An 18,890-nucleotide genomic window follows, 5' to 3' on the forward strand; every position below is an offset into this window, starting at 1 on the left:
TGGGCCAAATAATTGTCATGAATTTTAGCCTGCCGGACTTTTGCCGCAAATGGTCTTGTCGCGGCTATATGTCCGCCGCCGCAGCAATGGTTACCGCCGCGCTGGTGTTGTCGCTTGCGCCTGCCGAGGCGCGGAAATATGCCGCGCCGCTCGACCTGTTCGGCTTCGGCTGGCCGCGATCTCGCGGCACCGTTCATCCGGCCAAGATTCCGGCCAAAATTCCCTTGCCGAGACCGCGTCCGGATGATGCGCCCAAGGAAGTGGCCAAGCCCGCAACGCAGCAGCCGGCGGTCGAAGGAAGACCTGCGGCCGACAAGCCGGCCGAACCTGCGGCACCGCCAGAAAAGCAAGCCTCGGCCTGCCGCCTCGCCCTGACCGAGGAGATTGCGATTGCGCCCTCGATTCCCGACATTCATGGCCCAGGCGGCTGCGGGGGCGTGGATCTGGTGCGGCTCGAGGCGATCGTGCTGCCGGACAAGCGCAAGGTGCAGGTCAAGCCGGCCGCGATCCTTCGATGCAGCATGGCATCGGCCATTGCCGACTGGGTTCGCTCGGACATGGCGCCGCTTGCGGCGAACCTCGGGAGCACCATCAGCGATCTCGACAATTTCGATTCCTTCGAGTGCCGTGGCCGCAACCGCATCGTCGGCGCCATGCTGTCCGAGCATGGCCGCGCCAATGCGCTCGACGTGCGCGCGTTCAAGCTTGCCAACGGACAGTCGATCGGGCTGACCGACCGCAGCGTGCCACGGGAGTTGCGCGAGCGCGTCCTGCATTCGGTCTGCGCACGCTTTTCAACCGTGTTGGGGCCGGGATCGGACTGGTATCACGAGGACCACATCCATCTTGATCTGATGCAGCGCCGCAATGACTACCGGATCTGCCAGTGGAACGTCTGGGATCCGCTGCCGCAGGTCGCCCCGCTGCTGCCGGCCGAGCGGCCGGAGGAAGCCCCGCCGCGGGAGGTGGCGGCCAAATCGGATGCAAAGCCGGAGGAGACCAAGGATGGCGCGGAGCAGGGCGATGCGGCGAAGTCCGGCGCGCCACAGCCGGACGAGCCTGCCGGCGCCGCCCAGGCGCCCCGAAAGTCGGCAACAAAAAGGCGCCGGTAGCGAGCCGGCGCCTTTTCGAAAGCCTCAGGAAAGCTCAGTACTGTGAAGTGCTGTTGCCGCCACCACGCAGGGCGAGCTGCGAATTGTACGGGGAGTCGCCGTGCTTCGGCTCGAGCACGACAACGATGGTGCCGACCTTGACGCGGTTGTAGAGGTCGATCGCGTCCTCGTTGGTCAGGCGGATGCAGCCCGAGGAGATCGAGGCACCGATATATTCAGGCTGGTTCGTACCGTGGATGCGGAACAGCGTGTCCTTGCCGCCCGAGTAGAGATACATCGCGCGGGAACCCATCGGATTGTCAGGACCGGGCGCCACATAGGTCGGCACGCCCAGGCGCGAAATTTCGCCCGGGGTCGGATGCCAGGCCGGCCATTCGGTCATGCTACCGACTTTGGCGATACCCGACCAGGCCATGGCCTCTTCGCCGACGGTAATGCCGTAGCGGATCGCCTTGCCGCCATCCATCACGTAGTAGAGGTAATGATTGTCGGAATCGACCACGATCGAGCCCGGCGATTCCTTGCGGTGGTAATCAACGATGGCGCGCCGGAACGGCTCGGCGACGGGGGTGTTTTCATACCGAATTTTGGCAAGGAGTTCCTTGTCCTTCGGCTTGAAGGCCTTGGTATCGGTCGCCTCGTAATGCGTGGCCTGCATGCAGCCCGACAGCATCAGGCCGGCGGCCAAAATTCCCAACTTAACTTTCAGCGACGACATTGGCAGGTTCCAATCGAAACAAATACCCATGCGCAGACCCTGAGCTTACCGCCCAAGTTCCACGATTCCGATGGAGCTATTATCGGTTGAAACCTGCCACAATTCCAGCTTTTAGGGCTTTATCCCGCGCTGCAAGGCCCAAGCTGTGGCTTTTTTGCCGCAAGTTTTGAGGCCCTGCGGTCATTTTTGGGCAAGAAATGCCCTGCTCTCGGTTCCGCGCCATGGTTACGCCACCGGCCGGCCACAAATGCAAACACCTCGTTAATGTGATTGTCATCCTGCACCTGTCAGAATCGCGCTAAGGGCCGTAAATCGGCCTTTTCGGTCCCCCGCTGGAGTTGTTCATGTTTTCGGTGTTCGTTCCCTCCGAGTCCTCCCTGAAGAAGGCCGTCGTCGAAGATCTCGCGGTGCTGCCGGAGAACGCGGTGTGGATCGACCTATTCAATCCCACCGCCGCCGAGGACAAGGCGGTGGAACGGCTCGCAGGTATCGCGATCCCGACCCGGGAGGACATGCAGGAGATCGAGATCTCCAGCCGCCTCTATATCGAGAACAGCGCGCGCTACATGACGGCGACGCTGATGTGCCACTCCGATACCGACATGCCGCGGACCACGGCGGTCACCTTCATTCTCGGCGATCATCGCCTGGTGACGGTACGCTACGACCTGCCGAAGCCCTTCGCGCTGGTCGAGGCCAAGCTGGCCCGCTCCTGTACCCCCGCCATCACCGGCGAGATGGTGCTGATGGAACTTCTGGATGCCGTGATCGACCGCTGCGCCGACATTCTGGAACGCTGCGGCGCCGACATCGACCAAGTCTCGCACGACATCTTCGAGCCCGAGAGCGAGCGCCACGGTCACGCCAAGCAATATTCCCAGATTCTGATTGCGATCGGCCGCAAGGGCGACCTGACCTCGAAGGTTCGCGAAAGCCTGGTGTCGATCGGCCGCGTCGTCACGTTCCTCTCGGCCATCGTGGAGGGCGTGAAATGGTCCAAGGACATGCGCGAGCAGCTCAAGACAATGCAGCGCGACGTGGCTTCATTGACCGACCACGCTTCGTATCTCTCCAACAAGATCACCTTCGTGCTCGACGCCATGCTCGGCGTCGTCAATCTCGAGCAGAACAACATCATCAAGCTGTTCTCGGTGATGGCCGTGGTCCTGATGCCACCGACATTGATCGCGTCGATTTACGGCATGAACTTCAAGGCGATGCCGGAGCTCGAATGGGCGCACGGCTATCCGATGGCGCTGGTGATGATGATCGCTGCGGCGATTGTTCCGTACTGGATATTCAAGTGGAAGAAGTGGCTGTGAGATAGCTACCGAACTGTTACGCCGCTCACGGAGAGACGGTGAACGCGCGTTGTGAAATGTGGCGCTACGTAGACCGTAGCTGGGTCACATTCTCTGCCTCATTTCCTCAGCTAAAATTTGAGCGTTGGGCTGAACGTTTGGGCGAAACTTGTCTGCGATAAGCAGCGGGTAAGCCGCGAGGAACAGCCATGGTTGAAAAACGCATAACGACGCCCCGCAACGTCATCGATCTGGCGAGCCATCGCCAGGTCCTGGCGAACGGCAAGGCGTCGTCGATGTCGGCACGGCTGTGCCGGCACTGTGGTGCTCCGCTGCTCGATGGTGAGAACGACGACGACTGCTCGACCGCATTCAATGCAGCCGCTCCGCGGCTGCGCGAGACATCGCGTCGGATTCGTGCCGATTGAGAAACGGGAGGGGTTAAGGCAATCCGGGTCTTGCGGCGGCTTTGTCTGGATTGCCTTGCTTCCGTCCCCAAACACGGATCATTCTGGGAAGCCCGCCGCATCGCCGTGCAATTCCAGCGCCCTTAGCGCCTCACGATCTCGGCCACGGCTAGCAGCGTTTCGGTAATCACACCGTCGCGGCAGAATGGCCTAAGACGCTCCTCGACATCGCGCAGCATCGCCTCGACGTTGTCACCCAATGCTCCGGGCGATGACGAGGAAAAGGTGAGCACACGCCGCGCCAGGTCACTTACGCTGATCTCGTGCCTCGTCTCGACCCTGATCACATCCGCTACCGTGAATGCGCTGCCACGGAAGAAGGTCGGCAGGTCGCGGTGTGTTCGCTCGCCGCGGCCAGCATCCTCCCAGAGGCCTGCCGGCGACCAGTTGCGGCGCACTGCATTGTAATCGTCGAGCCACGGATTGCGGCCATCGGGGGTTGAAAACGATGCGCAGATGGCGATCGCGCCGTCCTGCGCGACCAGCCGCTCGAACACTGCAAGGATAGGCGTACGATCCATCCAATGCAGGGCGCGCCCGATCGTCACGAGGTCGAAGAGGCCGATGTCGGCGGGAAGCATCTCGGCTTTGCCCTCGATCAGCCCGAGATCCTGGCCGGCGCGCGCGGCCGCACGCCGTGCGGCATCGAGCATGTCCGGTTCCGGGTCGACGCCGACAATGCGGCCGACATAAGGCGCGAAGCCGAGCGCGAGCAATCCGGGCCCGGTACCGAGGTCGATCAGCGCGGATCGCTCGGTGAGGGCGAGCCTCTGCGCGACGCTCCGAAAGAATTCCGGTGGGTAGGGCGGCCGCAGGTTCTCGTAGAGCGCCGCCGTAGTCGCAAACCGACCCATTGCTTCGCCCGCAGTCCTTTCCTCACCTACACGTGCTGGCCGCCGTTGATGTGAATCTCGGCGCCGTTCACGTAGGACGACGTCTCCGTGCATAACACGTAGATGATCTTGGCAACCTCGTCGGGGGTGCCGAGGCGGTGCATCGGGATTTGCTGGTCGACGATCTTTTCGGTGCCCGGCGACAAGATCGAGGTGTCGATCTCGCCCGGCGCGATCGCGTTGACGCGCACGCCGACGCGGCCGAAGTCGGAGGCCATCTCGCGCGTCAGCGCGGCGAGCGCGGCCTTCGAGGTGGCGTAGGCCGCCCCCGCAAAGGGATGCACGCGCGAGCCGGCGATCGAGGTGACGTTCACCACCGATCCCCTCGCCGCCTTCAACTCCTCGATCAGCCCGCGCGCCATCATGATCGGCGCGAAGAAGTTGACGTGGAAGACATGCGTCCAGGTGTCGAGATCGGTATCGACCGAGCCCAGCCTGGAGCCGCCGGGGCCCTTCGGCGAGATTGCGGCGTTGTTGACGAGCGCATGCAGCGTGCCGTCTTCGAGCCGGCGCCGGATTTCGTTGATTGCGCGCGCCGTGTCCTCGGGATCGGCAAGGTCGACCTGGATGTGATCCTCAGGGCCGGCGTCCCACGGGCAGTCTTCCGGAAACGGATGCCGCGAGCAGGTGATGACGCGCCAGCCCGCCGAGGAGAAGCGGATCACGGTGGCGTGGCCGATGCCGCGACTCGCCCCGGTCAGGAGCAACGTGCGGCGTGGCGCATTGGACGAATGCGGCATGGAGGTCTTTCGGCTCAGGGATACATCCGCGTCTTGGACCATGGCTGGCCCGCCGCGTCACGTCGAAATTCGATGCGATCATGCAAGCGGAATGGGCGGTCGTGCCAGAACTCGATACGCAAGGGCGTGATGCGCCAGCCGCTCCAGCCCGGAGGCCGCGGCACCTCGCCGATGACGTATTTGGCAGCGAACTTCGCGATCGCCTGCTCGAAGGCGAACCGGCTCTCCAGCGCCTCGGACTGCTTGCTGGCCCAGGTGCCGATCTGCGCCTGCTTGGGGCGGGTGGCAAAATAGGCGTCCGCTTCGGCGTCGGTCACCGGCGTCACGTTGCCGCGGATGCGCACCTGCCGACGCAGCGACTTCCAGTGAAAAAGTAACGCGGCCTTAGGATTTGCGGCGAGTTCGCGGCCCTTCTGGCTTGCGATGTGGCTGTAGAAGACGAATCCGTTGGAATCGAAGCCTTTCATCAGCACCATGCGCACGTCGGGGAGGCCCTCCGCGTCGACGGTCGAGAGCGCCATGGCGTTCGGATCGTTCGGCTCGCTCTTGATCGCCTCGTTCAGCCAGGCCTCGAACAGCGCGAACGGCTCGTCGGCGGCGGTGAAATCACCGGATGTTAAGGGTGTCTGGTGTTTCATCGAGGTCGTATCGGTCATGTCTGGAGTCCGAGTTGCGTTCCGCGGCCCAAAACGCGTTGTCGTCCGCTTCTGCCCTATATAGGGCATGGGGCAGCGTTGGCCTATCGGCGATCCGGCCCTGCAGCCTCGTCATGACAATGATTCTAATCGGGCTCGGCACGGGCGGCTGTAGTTTCTCCCGCAATGACGGGGGCATCCTTGCCAAGGGGCCGTTCGCCAAGATGGACGAGAGCGACGTTACCGGCTCGATCACCTCTCGGGCGCCGACCGAGAGCGATCTCGCCTTCGCCCGCAACGCTGCCTCCGACGTGCTGAGCCAGGGCGACAAGGATGCCAGCCAGCACTGGGAAAATCCGGAGACCGGCGCACGCGGCTCGGTGACTCCGATCGCGCAGTCCTACGCCGCCGAGGATGGTCGGAAATGCCGGGATTTCCTGGCCAGCTACGTCAACGGCCGGACCGAAAGTTGGCTCCAGGGCGCCGGTTGCCAGAGCGGCCATGGCCGTTGGGAGATTCATACGCTAAAGCCATGGCGGAGCTAGGATTCGCTCCGCGACCTAGTTGCAAAAATGCCACGGGCACCCCAGATGATCCTCAGACGGGGGCGGGGAGCCCTTTTGACACTATCGATTTCCGTGAAGGGAGACGTGACGGATGCGCGACCCCTATGAGGTCTTGGGGGTGCCGCGGAGCGCCAACGCTGCCGCGATCAAGAGCGCCTATCGCAAGCTCGCCAAGAAGCATCATCCCGACAGCAACAAGAACGACCCGAAGGCAGCCGAGCGCTTCGCCGAGATCAACACTGCGAACGAGATTCTCGGCGACGAGGACAAGCGCAAGCAGTTCGATCGCGGTGAGATCGACGCCGAGGGCAAGCCGCGCTTCCAGGGCTTTCCGGGCGGCGGGGGCGCGCGCGGGCGCGCTGGCCCGGGCGGCTTCGAATATTCGTTCCGCTCGGGCGGAGGTGGTCCGGGTGGAGGTGCGTTCGAGGACATCCTCAACAGCATGTTCGGCGGCGCGGCGCGCGGTGCGCGGGCCGGTGGCGGCGGACCCCAGTTCGAGTTCGACACCGGCGGGGTCGGGGTCGATCTCGACCTCAACGTCGCCATGACGGTGTCGCTTGAGGAGGCGGTCAATGGCGGGGACAAGCGCGTCCGGCTGCCGACCGGCAAGGAGCTCAACGTCAAGATTCCGGCCGGGGTCACCAGTGGCCAGCAGATCCGGCTGAAGGGGCAGGGCGAGACTGCGCCAGGCCATCCGCCGGGCGATCTGCTCATCACCGTCACCATTGGCCCGCACCCGTTCTTCAAGGTTGATGGCGCCGATTTGCGGATCGATCTGCCGGTCACGCTCTATGAAGCGGTGCTCGGCGGCAAGGTCCGCGTGCCGACGCTCGGCAATGCGGTCGAGCTGACGATCCCGAAAAACACCTCGAGCGGCCGGACTTTCCGGCTGAAGGGCAAGGGCCTGCCGAAATCAGGCGGAACCGGCGACCTCTTCGTCACCACCCGCATCATGCTGCCGGACGGGAACGATGCCGAGCTTGAAGCATTGATGCAGAAGTGGCGGGACCAGCACCCCTACAATCCGCGTAGTGGGCTCGGCTAACGCATGGATCGGGACGAGCGGGGCGCGCTTGTCGAAACGGATCATGCGCTCGCAGAGAGCATTCTTTCAGCAGGTAATGCTCCAATAGACGCATGGAGCGCGGTAGCGCTTCGACGCTATCGTGTCCGGCGTGCCGGCTGCCGCAATGCAGCCGCGAAAAGAGTGCGGCCTCGAGAGGGGGACCAGCGCGGTACCAAAAACCCCAATCGAGGCCGCCTGCGCCGATCGGCGGATCGAACGCTGCTCATTTTCGCGTGATCATCCGGTGCGATAATGAGACGTGTCGATGTCTTCATTCCAAATTTTCAATGACCGAATTTTGGCGAATGCGCCTTTGCGTTGCTCAGGTGCCGTTCTTCTCCGCCTGGTCGTAGACGGCGCGCGCCACCTTGGTGAGCCGGTCGCGGTCGCCACCGCCGCTGACGACATAGCCGACGCCGCGGTCGGCCCAGAATAGCGCGCCGTCCCTGTCCATGGTGGTGTAGCGCATCTGCGTCTCGCCGGCCTTGGTCTTGGCGGTGTAGATCGTGAACCGCTCCCCAGAGGCTCCCTCATACATCAGGAAGGAGGCCGGGCCGTTCGGTCCCGGCAGCAGCCGGCCGCCGACGAGCTTGAGCCCGCTCGCCTCGAGGTTCGGCGCGAACACCGTCCAGCCGCAGCGCTTGGTCAGCCAGGCCTGGAGATGGTCGCGCTCGTTGCCGGGGACCTCGACGGGGTGGCGGACCTCGACGACATAGAGGCGGTGGGCGTCGAGTGCGTCCTCGGTGAAGCTCTGGAAGGTCGATGGTGTATTGGCGGCGCCGTGCGCTACCCAGCCGGCCGCGCCGCCGGCCATGAAGGCCAGCAGGGCCGCTGCCGCGGCGCCATAGAGCCATTGCTTGGGGCGGCGCTCCAGCCGTTCGAGCTCCAGGCGCGTCGGCACCGGCTCCTGCGCGACGGCGTCATAGCGGGCGTGCAGCAACTCGGCCATCGCGCGCCAGGAGTTGACCCGCTCGGCTTCCTCGGGATTGGCGGCAAGCCAGGCCTCGACGTCGGCGCGGCGCTCGGCCGGCAGTTCGCCGTCGACATAGGCGTGCAATTCGTCCTCGGTCACGGAAATCCTGCGCTCGGTCATATCGCTCGTCTCTGACTCGGACCCGTCAGCCCGGAATATCGTTCGTCGTTCAAATCCATTCGTCCCCGCTGCGTGCACAGGGCGCGAAAATTCCGATGTATGGACCCTGCCATCATTTCACCCGCCTCAGCGCCGGCCGCTCGCCGTCCAGCGCCGCCTTGATGTGGGCCCGGGCGCGCGCAAGGCGCGACATCACCGTGCCGATCGGCACGCCCTGGATGTCGGCGACTTCGCGGTAGCTCAGGCCTTCCAGCATCACTAGCAGCAGTACCGAGCGCTGCTCCTCCACCAGCGTCGCCAGCGCCTTTTCTATGTCTCGCCCTTCGGCTTCCGTCCCGCTGGCGTCGGGATTGTTCTCGGAGAGCTGCATGAACTGCGGTCGCCTCGCGAGCGAGCGACGGCGGTTCTTGTTGAGGTTGGTCAGGATCGTGTAGAGCCAGCTCCTGACGTCGCCCCCGAGAAACAGCCGCTCCGAGCGCAGCGCCCGCACCAGCGTGTCCTGCACCAGATCGTCGGCGATGTCGGCGTCGCGTGCGAGCGCACGAGCATAGCGCCGAAGCGCCGGGATCATGGCTTCAACACTCTGGCGAAACGCGCTCATGCCCCTCGATTGTCCTTCACCTTCGGCGCGAGCGCCTTCACTGATCATAACACCCGAATGGAACGGCTATTCCGGCAACCGAAACAGCGTTAACGCGGCGGATTAGGACTGTACCGCAAGGAGGCGCTGGTGTACCTCCAGACCTCAAGAACCAGCTCGATTGGATGACAGGCATGGCGCAGAATTCGGGTCTGATGCAGGGCAAGCGCGGGGTGATCCTCGGCGTTGCCAACAACCGCTCGATCGCCTGGGGCATCGCCAAGGCATGCCACGCTGCCGGCGCCGAGCTCGCATTCACCTATCAGGGCGACGCGCTGAAGAAGCGGGTCGAGCCGCTCGCCGCCGAGATCGGCGGCCTCGTGCTCGGCCATTGCGACGTCACGGACGCTGCGACCATCGACGCGGCGTTCGCGGTCGTGCAGGAGAAATGGGGCAAGATCGATTTCGTGGTGCACGCGATCGCCTATGGCGAGCAGCTCGACGGCCGCTATGTCGACACCACGCAAGAGAACTTCACCAAGTCCATGCTGATCTCCTGCTACTCGCTGACCGCGATCGCGCAGCGCGCCGAGAAGCTGATGACCGACGGCGGCTCGATCATCACGCTGTCCTATTACGGCGCCGAGAAGTGGATGCCGCATTACAACGTCATGGGCGTGGCGAAGGCCGCGCTGGAGGCCAGCGTGCGCTATCTCGCCGCCGATCTCGGCGAGAAGAACATCCGCGTCAACGCGATCTCGGCGGGACCGATCAAGACGCTCGCCGCCTCCGGCATCGGCGATTTCCGCTACATCCTGAAATGGAATGAGGTCAACGCGCCGATGCGGCGCAACGTGACGACCGAGGACGTCGGCGGCAGTGCGCTCTATCTCCTGTCCGACCTGTCGCGCGGCGTCACCGGCGAGGTGCATCACGTCGATTCCGGCTACCACGTGCTCGGCATGAAGCGGCCGGATGCGCCGGACATGGCGCTGGGCGGGAAGGACTGAGCATAATCCGGAAAAGTGTGTAGCGGTTTTCCGAAAAGATCATGCTCAAAAAATAAGAGTTAACGCCACCCGACAATGCCCGCGCCCACGATCTACTACCTTCGCCACGGCGAAACCGAGTGGAACGCGCTCGGGCGCCTTCAAGGCACACAGGACATTCCCCTGAACGCGCGCGGCCGTCGCCAGGCCGTGCAGGCCGCCGGCATCCTCGCCGATCTCTTTGCGCGCGAGGGTCGCGACAAGGCTTTGCTGCCCTATGTCTCGAGCCCGCTCGGGCGCGCGCGCATGACCATGGAGCTCGCGCGCGGCAAGCTCGGCCTGCCGGTTGCCGACTATTCGCTCGACGACCGCCTGCGCGAGATCGGCTACGGCGCCTGGGAGGGACTGACGCTGCCGGAGAGCGAGGCTGCCGATCCGGACGTCTACGCGCGGCGCCTGGTCGACAAGTGGACGGTGGCGCCCTCGAACGGCGAGACCTATGCCGACGTCCAGGCCCGCATGCGCGAATGGTACGACCAGCTCCGGACCGACACGGTCGCAGTCGCCCATGGCGGCACCGCGCGTGCCCTGATGGTGACGCTCGGGCTGGAGACGCCCGCGAGCGCCGCCGAGCTCTATGTCGAGCAGGGCGTCGTTTACGTGTTCCGAGACGGCCGCCTCGAGAAGCATGGTTAACCTGGGATACCCACCCCCGGCGGGCATTTCGGGTTCCGGCAAAAAAGCCGCAAAACAACCCCATGCAAAGTAGCCAATGGGCGGGTTGTGACCGCCCCGCGGCGCGGTCGCGAGGCGCCATTTGACCCTCCTTCGAGGGCGCGTTACCACTCGCCGGAACCGATCCAGCGAGCAGCGATGTCCTTCAACACCTTCGGCCATATGTTCCGTGTCACCACCTTCGGCGAGAGCCATGGGGTGGCGATCGGCTGCGTGGTCGACGGCTGTCCGCCGCTCATCCCGCTCGTCGAGGCCGACATCCAGCGCGACCTTGATCGCCGCCGGCCCGGCCAGTCGCGCTTCACGACCCAGCGCCAGGAGCCGGACCAGGTGAAAATCCTCTCCGGCGTGATGGCGCATCCGGAGACCGGCGAACAGGTGACCACGGGGACGCCGATCGGACTTCTGATCGAGAACACCGACCAGCGCTCGAAGGACTATTCCGAGATCAAGGACAAGTTTCGCCCCGGCCACGCCGACTTCACCTACGAGGCCAAATACGGCCTGCGCGACTATCGCGGCGGCGGGCGCTCCTCGGCGCGCGAGACCGCGATGCGCGTCGCCGCCGGCGCCATCGCGCGAAAAGTGCTGCCCGACGTGACCGTGCGCGGCGCGCTGGTGCAGATCGGTCCGCACAAGATCGATCGCGCCAAATGGGACTGGGACGAGATCGCCAAGAATCCGTTCTTCTGTCCGGACAAGGACAAGGCGGCGTTCTTCGAGAGCTATCTCGACGGCATCCGCAAGAGCGGCTCCTCGATCGGTGCCGTCATCGAGGTGGTAGCCGAGGGCGTGCCGGCAGGATTGGGCGCGCCCATCTACGCAAAGCTCGATTCCGATCTCGCGGCCGCGATGATGACGATCAACGCGGTGAAGGGCGTCGAGATCGGCGCAGGCTTCGGCGCGGCCGAGCTCTCCGGCGAAGAGAATGCCGACGAGATGCGCACCGGCAATGACGGCACGCGCTTTTTGTCCAACCACGCTGGCGGCGTGCTCGGCGGCATCTCCACTGGACAGCCGGTGGTGGTGCGTTTCGCGGTGAAGCCGACCTCGTCGATCCTGCAGCCGCGCCTGACCGTCGATCGCAAGGGCGCCGACACCGAGATCTTCACGAAGGGCCGCCACGATCCATGCGTCGGCATCCGCGCGGTTCCGGTCGGCGAGGCCATGATGGCCTGCGTGCTTGCCGACCACTTCCTGCGCAACCGCGGGCAAGTCGGACGTTAACGTCCGACGCCAGCCGCCCGCGCGGCTTGACGGGGCGCAAGGTTCGCCCGCAAATTGTGGCGCCATGGATGCAAGCGAAATCAACGCCATCACCGACTGGCTGATCGACGGCGCGCGCTCGGCGCCGATGCCGAGTCAGATGATGGCACAGGCTTGCGAGCGCATGGTCGCAGCCGGCCTGCCACTGTGGCGGGTCGGCGTTTTCATCCGCACGCTGCACCCCGAAATCTTCGGTCGCAATTTCATCTGGCGGCAAGGCGCTGCCGAGGTTGAGGTCGGCACGGTGGATTTCGAGATCCAGGAGACGCCGGAGTTCAAGAAGAGCCCGCTCAGCCTCGTCTTCAACCAGGGCCTCGAGGTGCGTGGCAATCCCGACAGCCCCGGCGACGTCGAGCGCTTTCCGTTTCTCGGGGATCTCAAGCAGGAGGGCGCCACAGACTACGTCGCGATGCCACTGCGCTTCCTCGACGGTACCGTCCACGCGATGACCTTGACCACCAAGCAACCCGGCGGCTTCAGCGATGCGCAGGTTGCGGCGCTGCGCGCGCTGACGAAACCTCTGACGCGCATCACCGAGATCATCACGCTGCGCCGCACCGCCACGACGTTGCTCGATACCTATGTCGGTAACCGCGCCGGCGAGCGCATCATGGGCGGCCAGATCCGCCGTGGCCACACTGACACCATGCAGGCCGTGATCTGGCTGTCGGACCTGCGCGGCTTCACCGCGCTGTCGGACCGTCTGCCGGCCGAGACCGTGGTCGAGATCCTCAACCAGTATTTCGACTGCCAGGTCGCCTCGATCCGCGCCCATGGCGGCGAGGTGCTGAAGTTCATGGGTGACGGCCTGCTCGCGGTGTTTCCAATCGACGAATACATCGGCGACGCGAACCACGTCTGCGCGCGCGTGCTCGAGGCCGCGCGTGAGTCCCGCTGCAGCGTCGATGCGCTGGCATTTCCGGTCGGCGAGGCGATCGAGCGCTTCCGCTTCGGCGTCGCGCTGCATGTCGGCAACATCCTCTACGGCAATATCGGCGGCGGCAACCGTCTCGACTTCACCTGCATCGGCCCCGCCGTGAATCTCGCGGCGCGGCTGGAGAAGATCGCCGGCCGCGTGGGGCGGACGGTGGTGGCCTCCGAGAATTTCGTCCGCGCCTGCGGCGCCGCGTGGAACGAGCTTGGCGAATTTCCGATCGCGGGGTTCTCCAAGGCGCAGCTTGTGTATGGGCTCGCTGACGAAGCGCCGGTGGTGATGGCGTAGGCGTGTCCTGCGGACTGGGCCCGACACATTGCCGCTACAATGGAAAGGGTATACTATTCGTCATTGCTCAGCCGGTACGACACACCGGCCTTTCGTTCGATCCTGCATTGCGTCGCGAAAACAGGAGCATCACCATGCCGATTACGACGCTGAAGGTCTTGGCGAGCCTCATACAGCTGCATGGCCCAGGCGCAACAATTCAGAGCGACCATCAGGGTATCGACGCATTGCTGAACGATCTGCGTGGGCAGGGTGCGGAACAAGGCGTTGTCGCCGGCGACCCCGTAGTGACTCAGGCCGCTTTCCGACGAGGGGCTTTTGCCAAAGGGCCGAATGCTGGCGCCTTTCGCAGAGGGGGATACGCTCCCGGCGTGGGCGCGTTTCGCCGAGGGGGATTTGTTCGAGGATACTAGGTAGGTCCTTCAACCCCGTCTCGGTGTCGGCATGTCGGCTGACGGTTCAGATTTAACCGCCTTCGAGGATCAGCCGATCACGCAGTTGCTGGTCAAGGTCGCAACGCGATGTAACATCGACTGCTCCTATTGTTACTGGTTCCGCGACGCATCCGTTTATAGCAAGCCCAAGCTGATGAGCCCTGATGTGCAGCAAAAGTTGCTGCAACGCATCGAGGAGCACGTCGTCAGATACTCCCTCGGCGATTTTCCCATCATTCTGCACGGCGGTGAGCCGTTGCTGTGGGGCGCCGAGAACTTCCACCGCTTTGCCGAGGCCTGCGAAGGCATTTCATCACGGACTGGCTGCGACATACCCATTGCGGTCACGACCAACGGCGTGTTGATCGATGACGAATGGCTCGCCTGCTTCGAGGCCCGCAACATTTCGGTTGCGATCAGCCTGGACGGGCCGGCACATATTCACGACCTCCATCGCAGGACGTTTCAGGGTACGGGCACCCATGCCGGCGTAGAGCGTGCCGCGCGCATGCTGGTATCGCGCGACATTGGCGTCATTGCCCTGGCAGTCTGCAATCCCGCTTACGCGCCGCAGCAATACGCCGATTTTTTCGCCGCGTGCGGAATCTCCAGCTACGACATCATGATCCCGGACGCGACGGTGGACGAGAAGCCGCCATCCATTGCCGCATTCTACGAGGGTCTGTTCGACCTGTGGCTGAAATCGAATCGCGAGGCGCCGACGACCAATATCCGTATCATTTCCGACATGATCACGGCCCTGCTTGGCAACGATTCACCGACCGAGGGCGTGGGCCACAAACCCGTCGAACTTTGCACCGTCATGACGGATGGCACCGTGGAGGCCCACGATGTGCTGCGGATTGCGGGCGACGGCTTCACGAACACCAAGTTCAACATCTTCGATCATGCGATCGACGAGGTCAGGAACGAGCCTCGCTGGAAGGCCGCGCGCGATGCTTCAATCAATCTTTGCGCGAAATGTCGCCAGTGCAAGTTCATGAATGCCTGCGGGGGAGGCTACCTTCCGCATCGTTTCTCCAAAAGGAACGGCTACGACAATCCGTCGGTCTATTGCGACGATCTCTATTCGATGTTCGAGACCATGCAGTCCGTGCTGGCGAGCCATCTCTATGTCAGCAAGCCAGGCGGCGAGCGCGTCAATCTGCCCGATACGTTGGCTGGCGCCTAGCGGACCGCGCGAGCCGTGGGAGCAAAGTTGGAAATGCCTCAGGCCTCTGGTCATCGCGCTTTGGGACACGGAAGCCCACGCTAGGTCGCAACGGGCGGTCCAAACCATGTGCTGAGCGCGTCGGCGAGCCCCGACCGCGTCCGGTCGCCTACCCACGCCACATGTCCGTCGGGCCGAACCAGCGTGACGTCGGGCGCCGCTACTGCGCCGATCACCGGAAGCTCCCAAGTCGCGGCGCACCTTGCATCGATCATCTGAACTCGATCCTGCCACGGCGCGATGTCGAGGCCGACGGGCTCACCAAAGTTGAGCAGGACCGGTCGTGCATCGTGCAGAAGACTGAAGACTCGCAGCGAGCCGTTCGCTGTGACGAGATCGAGATCGGGCATGCGGCGTCCGAGCAGCGGATGTCCCGCGCCGAGATCGTAGCGAATGTCGAGACCCGACATCATCGCCGCGACCCGCTTGCGCGGCTCGTCCATACCGAGCAGCTCGGATACGACCTCGCGCAAGGCCTCGACGCGGTCGTCATATCGAAGCAGCGCGGTCTGCGCCATCGTGTTGCGCAGGACGCGCGCGGCGACCGGGTGGCGCTCGGAATGGTAGGTATCGAGGAGCGTTTCCGGCGAGGTGCCCTTCACCACCTGCGCAACTTTCCATCCCAGATTCACCGCGTCTTGCACGCCGATCTGGAGGCCCTGTCCCCCCATCGGCGGATGCAAATGTGCAGCGTCGCCGGCCAGCAGGACTCGTCCGCTCCGGTAGGACGCTGCCTGCCGCGTCATGTCCGTGAATCTGGAGATCGAGGTGGGGCTGTGGATCCCGTAATCGGTTCCATAGACGGCGATGAGCGCCTCGCTGAGATCGCGCAGCGTGGGCTCGACGGTGTGCCGCGTGTGCCGTTCGGTTACCATGACGCGTACCGGGCCGTTCTCGAGGCGAGAGAAGGCATGGATGCCGCTGTCATCGCGGCGAAGACCCCATTGCGGCTCCTTGGCCGTCTCGATCTCGGCGAGCAGGCAACTGATCGTCGGATCCCAGCCGGGGAAGTCGATATTGGCACCTTTCCGGACTGAGCTGCGTCCGCCGTCGCACCCGACGAGATAGTCCGCCCGCAGCGAATGGCCATCGGCAAGTGCGATGTCGACGCCGGTCTCGTCTTGCGCGATACCGGTTACCTCGCGCCCACGATAGATCGCCACTCCCAATTCATCGACCCAGCTGGCGAGGATGCGCTCGATCTGGTTCTGCCGCAGCGCGAGCCCATAGGGGTGCCGGGTGGGAAAGTCGCTGATGTCGAGACGGATCCAGGCGAAGCCCGCGACCTGCGCCACCTGACCCTGTGCAAGGAACCGGTCGGCCAGTCCACGTTGATCGAGCACCTCGATGGTGCGCGCATGCAGTCCGCCCGCGCGCGAGCCAATGAGGTCCTGGTTGACACGCCGCTCGACGATCGCGACGTCGATGCCCGCCAGCGCCAGCTCGCCTGCCAGCATCAATCCCGTCGGACCTGCTCCGACGATCACCACCGCATGCCTGGTCGACAGCAATTCAGTCATTCCGCGCTCCCGTAGGTTCTGGCTTGGGCCGGCGGTTCTACGGGATGGTCGGGGTCTTGAAGCAAGCCCCTTGCGCGCTACATATTTAAGTGGGAGGTAACAGTGTTGCCGTCCTCCGTCCGTCCGCGACAGAGCGGAATTTCACCAGATCAGTTTATCGTAGCGTCTTTCTGTCCCTCGGCCGTCAGGCCTGGGTCCGGGCGCTAATCGGTGCGCTTCAGATTATCGCGCAGCTTCAACTGGGCTCTGCAACTAACTGCGATCCCTATGGATATACGACTGCGTCAAGCCGTGCGTCAGGATCGTCAGGGTGATCCATAGCCGCAACATGGCGAAGCTGAAGATGAAGATGAAGACGAAATAGATCAGGTTCTGGATGAACTGGCTCGCGAGTGCACCAGTGCGGCGATCAACGCGCTCCAGAAGCGTCCGATATGGGTGAACTGGTCAAAGGCCATGCCGTCCAGCCCGGCCATCGACGCAAACGCGTGCGGCAGACTGGCACGCTCTATTCCTCAGGCTCGGTCGTGAACAATAGCGGGTAGCCCTTGGCGCGACCGGCGTCGGTGGCGCGCGTCGCCTTGGTCTCGGCGACGTCCTTGGTGAAGACGGCGACGACGCAGGCCCCGAGCTTGTGCGCGGTGATCATGACCTTGTAGGCCTGATCGGCCGTCATGCGAAATTCGGCCTTCAGCACCAGGGTGACGAAATCGCGCGGCGTGAAATCGTCGTTGAGCAGGACCACCTTGTGCAGCCGCGGCCGCTCGACCTTGGTCTTCGTCTTGGGCTTAGGCTTGGTGACGGTGTCGTTCATTCCGCCTCCGAAACACGCCTCGGGTTCCAGCCGCGGCGCTTAAGGCGCGGCCTTCGCACCATATTGCAGGACCTGCACCTTCTCCAAGGTGACCAACCCGCTCGACATCATGCCATCCAGGATGGGCAGGAATGCGTTGATGTTGTCCTCGCTGTCGACGATCTCGATCACCAGCGGCAAGTCCTCCGACAGCCGCAGGATTTTCGAGGTGTGCAGCCGGCTCGATTTGCCAAAACCCATCGGCCCGCGCAGCACGGTGGCGCCGGCAAGGTGGCGCTCGCGCGCGCTGATCACGATCGCTTCATAGAGCGGCTTGCCGTCGAAATGGTCGTTCTCGCCGATGAAGATGCGGAGCAGGACGGCCTGACGGGGAATCTGCATGATCAGCTCCTTTTCAAGCGGTTGTAGCGGCTCGCCATCATATGACCGAGCCACACCGACGCCAGCCAGCAGATCAGGGAGGCGGCGACATAGGCCAGCGCGGTGTATTTCATGCCGCCATGGAACAGGCGGAAGGTCTCGAGGCTAAAGGTCGAGAAGGTGGTGTAGCCGCCGCAAAAGCCGGTCATGACGAACTGCCGGTGCTCGGGCCGCGCCAGCACGCGACCGTCGGGGCCGGTGAGCGTCGCATAGAAGCCGATGATGAGGGATCCCGTGGCGTTGATGAACAGAGTCGCGAAGGGAAAGCCGGGACCGGTGTCGAGCAAGAGTCCGACGAGCCAGCGCGCCAGCCCGCCGATGATGCTGCCGGCCGCGACCCAGGTATAAAGCAGCGCAGTGCGCCAGCGGTCCTTGGAGGTGAGGGTGGTCATCGCCTCTAGCCTCCGAGCCTGTCAGCAAGCAGGAAGCCGCAGGTCACCGCGGTGAGGCACAGGCCGACCGAGAACACGATGTTGCCGAGCGCGTGAAGCTGCTCGCCGTTGCGCGCGAGGGTCAGGGTCTGGAGGCTGAAAGAGGACACGGTGGTGTAGCAGCCGAGGAAGCCGGTCACCGCGAACAGCCATGGCGTCGGCGCGGCGAAGATCGAGCCCGGATGGGTCGCCAGCGCACCGAAAATGCCGATCAGGAAAGCGCCGGTGACGTTGATGGTCATGGTGCCCCAGGGAAACGTCTCGCCGAAGCGCCGCGCGATCGCGCCGGATAGGAAATAGCGCGCGCAGCCGCCGAGCACGCTGCCGATTACGATTGCAAGAACACCGCTTACCACGTCGAATGATCCCCCAGTTTTTCCATCAATGCCCCGCCGGTCTCGCGAAGCTCAGCCCGATCGCAAGCAGTCCCGCAAGCGAGATCAGCGCAAAGCCGAGCCCGGCGAGGAAGGTGCCGGCCGGCCCATAGACGTCCCATAGCGCGCCCGCGAGTATGCTGGCCGCCAGCGTCGCCAGCCCCGTGAACAGATTGAAGTAGCCGAATGCGGTGCCGCGTAAGCTTGACGGCGCGGTATCGGTGACGAGCGCCGCGAACAACCCCTGCGTCAGTCCCATGTGCAGGCCCCACAGCACGACGCC

At 64.0% G+C, this 18,890-nt stretch carries 21 protein-coding genes and 1 pseudogene; 10 read left to right on the forward strand and 12 right to left on the reverse strand.

From position 1 onward, the window contains the following. Positions 1-17: 17 nt before the first annotated feature. The gene (locus tag SO156_RS36435) at positions 18-1,112 is read left to right on the forward strand and encodes an extensin family protein (protein ID WP_498538151.1); all 1,095 of its coding nucleotides are present in this window, start codon (positions 18-20) and stop codon (positions 1,110-1,112) included. A 34-nt stretch (positions 1,113-1,146) separates the two neighbouring features. On the opposite strand, the gene SO156_RS36440 is transcribed toward SO156_RS36435, so the two are convergent. After that, positions 1,147-1,830, reverse strand: a complete 684-nt coding sequence (locus SO156_RS36440) for a L,D-transpeptidase (protein WP_498538152.1) — start codon at positions 1,828-1,830, stop codon at positions 1,147-1,149. A 344-nt stretch (positions 1,831-2,174) separates the two neighbouring features. On the opposite strand from SO156_RS36440, the gene SO156_RS36445 reads away from it, so the two are divergent. Together SO156_RS36445 and SO156_RS36450 are read left to right on the forward strand one after the other, a co-directional pair. Next, positions 2,175-3,152: a magnesium transporter CorA family protein gene (locus SO156_RS36445; protein ID WP_458150514.1), complete on the forward strand. Its 978-nt coding sequence runs from the start codon at positions 2,175-2,177 to the stop codon at positions 3,150-3,152. Positions 3,153-3,340: 188 nt separating this feature from the next. Continuing rightward, entirely contained in the window at positions 3,341-3,559 is a 219-nt protein-coding gene (locus SO156_RS36450; RefSeq protein ID WP_498538153.1) for a hypothetical protein, read from the forward strand. Between the two features lie 122 nt (positions 3,560-3,681). Here SO156_RS36450 and SO156_RS36455 read toward each other — a convergent pair whose 3' ends face one another. From SO156_RS36455 to pdxH, 3 genes are read right to left on the reverse strand one after another with little or no spacing between them, the layout of a single operon-like run. After that, complete coding sequence (locus SO156_RS36455) at positions 3,682-4,452, reverse strand: class I SAM-dependent methyltransferase (protein WP_458150516.1); 771 nt, start codon at positions 4,450-4,452, stop codon at positions 3,682-3,684. Between the two features lie 26 nt (positions 4,453-4,478). Next, positions 4,479-5,231 carry an SDR family NAD(P)-dependent oxidoreductase gene (locus SO156_RS36460; RefSeq protein WP_458150517.1) on the reverse strand — a complete coding sequence of 251 codons (753 nt, stop codon included), beginning with the start codon at positions 5,229-5,231 and terminating at the stop codon, positions 4,479-4,481. Between the two features lie 14 nt (positions 5,232-5,245). Next, positions 5,246-5,887, reverse strand: a complete 642-nt coding sequence (gene pdxH, locus SO156_RS36465; protein WP_498538154.1) for a pyridoxamine 5'-phosphate oxidase — start codon at positions 5,885-5,887, stop codon at positions 5,246-5,248. A gap of 113 nt (positions 5,888-6,000) precedes the next feature. Here pdxH and SO156_RS36470 point away from each other — a divergent pair, with 113 nt between their 5' ends. Together SO156_RS36470 and SO156_RS36475 are read left to right on the forward strand one after the other, a co-directional pair. Further along, positions 6,001-6,411 (forward strand): RT0821/Lpp0805 family surface protein, encoded by a 411-nt coding sequence (locus SO156_RS36470; RefSeq protein ID WP_458150519.1) that lies wholly within the window; start codon positions 6,001-6,003, stop codon positions 6,409-6,411. Positions 6,412-6,523: 112 nt separating this feature from the next. Beyond that, entirely contained in the window at positions 6,524-7,477 is a 954-nt protein-coding gene (locus SO156_RS36475; RefSeq protein ID WP_458150520.1) for a DnaJ C-terminal domain-containing protein, read from the forward strand. 343 nt (positions 7,478-7,820) lie between these two features. Here the strand turns inward: SO156_RS36475 and SO156_RS36480 are convergent, their stop codons facing one another. Both SO156_RS36480 and SO156_RS36485 read right to left on the reverse strand, forming a co-directional pair. Then, entirely contained in the window at positions 7,821-8,591 is a 771-nt protein-coding gene (locus SO156_RS36480; protein WP_458150521.1) for an anti-sigma factor family protein, read from the reverse strand. A 112-nt stretch (positions 8,592-8,703) separates the two neighbouring features. After that, positions 8,704-9,192 carry a sigma-70 family RNA polymerase sigma factor gene (locus SO156_RS36485; RefSeq protein ID WP_449378652.1) on the reverse strand — a complete coding sequence of 163 codons (489 nt, stop codon included), beginning with the start codon at positions 9,190-9,192 and terminating at the stop codon, positions 8,704-8,706. A gap of 173 nt (positions 9,193-9,365) precedes the next feature. Here SO156_RS36485 and fabI point away from each other — a divergent pair, with 173 nt between their 5' ends. From fabI to SO156_RS36510, 5 genes are all read left to right on the forward strand, one after another. Then, on the forward strand, positions 9,366-10,181 hold the full coding sequence (fabI, locus tag SO156_RS36490) for an enoyl-ACP reductase FabI (RefSeq protein ID WP_498538155.1): 816 nt from the start codon (positions 9,366-9,368) through the stop codon (positions 10,179-10,181). Positions 10,182-10,256: 75 nt separating this feature from the next. Further along, on the forward strand, positions 10,257-10,856 hold the full coding sequence (locus SO156_RS36495; RefSeq protein WP_458150523.1) for a histidine phosphatase family protein: 600 nt from the start codon (positions 10,257-10,259) through the stop codon (positions 10,854-10,856). Positions 10,857-11,033: 177 nt separating this feature from the next. Beyond that, a complete protein-coding gene (gene aroC / locus SO156_RS36500; RefSeq protein ID WP_498538156.1) occupies positions 11,034-12,122 on the forward strand; it encodes a chorismate synthase in 1,089 nt (362 codons plus the stop codon). A 64-nt stretch (positions 12,123-12,186) separates the two neighbouring features. Further along, positions 12,187-13,383 (forward strand): adenylate/guanylate cyclase domain-containing protein, encoded by a 1,197-nt coding sequence (locus tag SO156_RS36505; protein WP_498538157.1) that lies wholly within the window; start codon positions 12,187-12,189, stop codon positions 13,381-13,383. 444 nt (positions 13,384-13,827) lie between these two features. Further along, entirely contained in the window at positions 13,828-15,009 is a 1,182-nt protein-coding gene (locus SO156_RS36510) for a radical SAM protein (protein WP_498538158.1), read from the forward strand. 80 nt (positions 15,010-15,089) lie between these two features. Here the strand turns inward: SO156_RS36510 and SO156_RS36515 are convergent, their stop codons facing one another. From SO156_RS36515 to SO156_RS36540, 6 genes and pseudogenes are all read right to left on the reverse strand, one after another. Next, positions 15,090-16,568, reverse strand: a complete 1,479-nt coding sequence (locus SO156_RS36515) for an FAD-dependent monooxygenase (protein ID WP_498538159.1) — start codon at positions 16,566-16,568, stop codon at positions 15,090-15,092. A gap of 508 nt (positions 16,569-17,076) precedes the next feature. After that, complete coding sequence (gene clpS, locus SO156_RS36520) at positions 17,077-17,382, reverse strand: ATP-dependent Clp protease adapter ClpS (RefSeq protein ID WP_498538160.1); 306 nt, start codon at positions 17,380-17,382, stop codon at positions 17,077-17,079. 39 nt (positions 17,383-17,421) lie between these two features. Further along, positions 17,422-17,763: a DUF190 domain-containing protein gene (locus tag SO156_RS36525; protein ID WP_458150529.1), complete on the reverse strand. Its 342-nt coding sequence runs from the start codon at positions 17,761-17,763 to the stop codon at positions 17,422-17,424. Positions 17,764-17,765: 2 nt separating this feature from the next. Beyond that, positions 17,766-18,194: a fluoride efflux transporter CrcB gene (crcB, locus tag SO156_RS36530; protein ID WP_498538161.1), complete on the reverse strand. Its 429-nt coding sequence runs from the start codon at positions 18,192-18,194 to the stop codon at positions 17,766-17,768. Positions 18,195-18,199: 5 nt separating this feature from the next. After that, complete coding sequence (gene crcB / locus SO156_RS36535; RefSeq protein ID WP_458150531.1) at positions 18,200-18,589, reverse strand: fluoride efflux transporter CrcB; 390 nt, start codon at positions 18,587-18,589, stop codon at positions 18,200-18,202. A gap of 25 nt (positions 18,590-18,614) precedes the next feature. Further along, positions 18,615-18,890, reverse strand: a pseudogene (locus tag SO156_RS36540) (MFS transporter); the annotation flags it as partial.

It is taken from the genome of Bradyrhizobium sp. UFLA05-125 (assembly GCF_059803515.1).

Bases quoted from the DNA above. Each gene is read 5' to 3' on its own strand.
- SO156_RS36435 (WP_498538151.1), top strand. From the start codon at position 18: ATGAATTTTAGCCTGCCGGACTTTTGCCGCAAATGGTCTTGTCGCGGC.
- SO156_RS36440 (WP_498538152.1), bottom strand. From the start codon at position 1,830: ATGTCGTCGCTGAAAGTTAAGTTGGGAATTTTGGCCGCCGGCCTGATG.
- SO156_RS36445 (WP_458150514.1), top strand. From the start codon at position 2,175: ATGTTTTCGGTGTTCGTTCCCTCCGAGTCCTCCCTGAAGAAGGCCGTC.
- SO156_RS36450 (WP_498538153.1), top strand. From the start codon at position 3,341: ATGGTTGAAAAACGCATAACGACGCCCCGCAACGTCATCGATCTGGCG.
- SO156_RS36455 (WP_458150516.1), bottom strand. From the start codon at position 4,452: ATGGGTCGGTTTGCGACTACGGCGGCGCTCTACGAGAACCTGCGGCCG.
- SO156_RS36460 (WP_458150517.1), bottom strand. From the start codon at position 5,231: ATGCCGCATTCGTCCAATGCGCCACGCCGCACGTTGCTCCTGACCGGG.
- pdxH (WP_498538154.1), bottom strand. From the start codon at position 5,887: ATGACCGATACGACCTCGATGAAACACCAGACACCCTTAACATCCGGT.
- SO156_RS36470 (WP_458150519.1), top strand. From the start codon at position 6,001: ATGACAATGATTCTAATCGGGCTCGGCACGGGCGGCTGTAGTTTCTCC.
- SO156_RS36475 (WP_458150520.1), top strand. From the start codon at position 6,524: ATGCGCGACCCCTATGAGGTCTTGGGGGTGCCGCGGAGCGCCAACGCT.
- SO156_RS36480 (WP_458150521.1), bottom strand. From the start codon at position 8,591: ATGACCGAGCGCAGGATTTCCGTGACCGAGGACGAATTGCACGCCTAT.
- SO156_RS36485 (WP_449378652.1), bottom strand. From the start codon at position 9,192: ATGAGCGCGTTTCGCCAGAGTGTTGAAGCCATGATCCCGGCGCTTCGG.
- fabI (WP_498538155.1), top strand. From the start codon at position 9,366: ATGGCGCAGAATTCGGGTCTGATGCAGGGCAAGCGCGGGGTGATCCTC.
- SO156_RS36495 (WP_458150523.1), top strand. From the start codon at position 10,257: ATGCCCGCGCCCACGATCTACTACCTTCGCCACGGCGAAACCGAGTGG.
- aroC (WP_498538156.1), top strand. From the start codon at position 11,034: ATGTCCTTCAACACCTTCGGCCATATGTTCCGTGTCACCACCTTCGGC.
- SO156_RS36505 (WP_498538157.1), top strand. From the start codon at position 12,187: ATGGATGCAAGCGAAATCAACGCCATCACCGACTGGCTGATCGACGGC.
- SO156_RS36510 (WP_498538158.1), top strand. From the start codon at position 13,828: ATGTCGGCTGACGGTTCAGATTTAACCGCCTTCGAGGATCAGCCGATC.
- SO156_RS36515 (WP_498538159.1), bottom strand. From the start codon at position 16,568: ATGACTGAATTGCTGTCGACCAGGCATGCGGTGGTGATCGTCGGAGCA.
- clpS (WP_498538160.1), bottom strand. From the start codon at position 17,382: ATGAACGACACCGTCACCAAGCCTAAGCCCAAGACGAAGACCAAGGTC.
- SO156_RS36525 (WP_458150529.1), bottom strand. From the start codon at position 17,763: ATGCAGATTCCCCGTCAGGCCGTCCTGCTCCGCATCTTCATCGGCGAG.
- crcB (WP_498538161.1), bottom strand. From the start codon at position 18,194: ATGACCACCCTCACCTCCAAGGACCGCTGGCGCACTGCGCTGCTTTAT.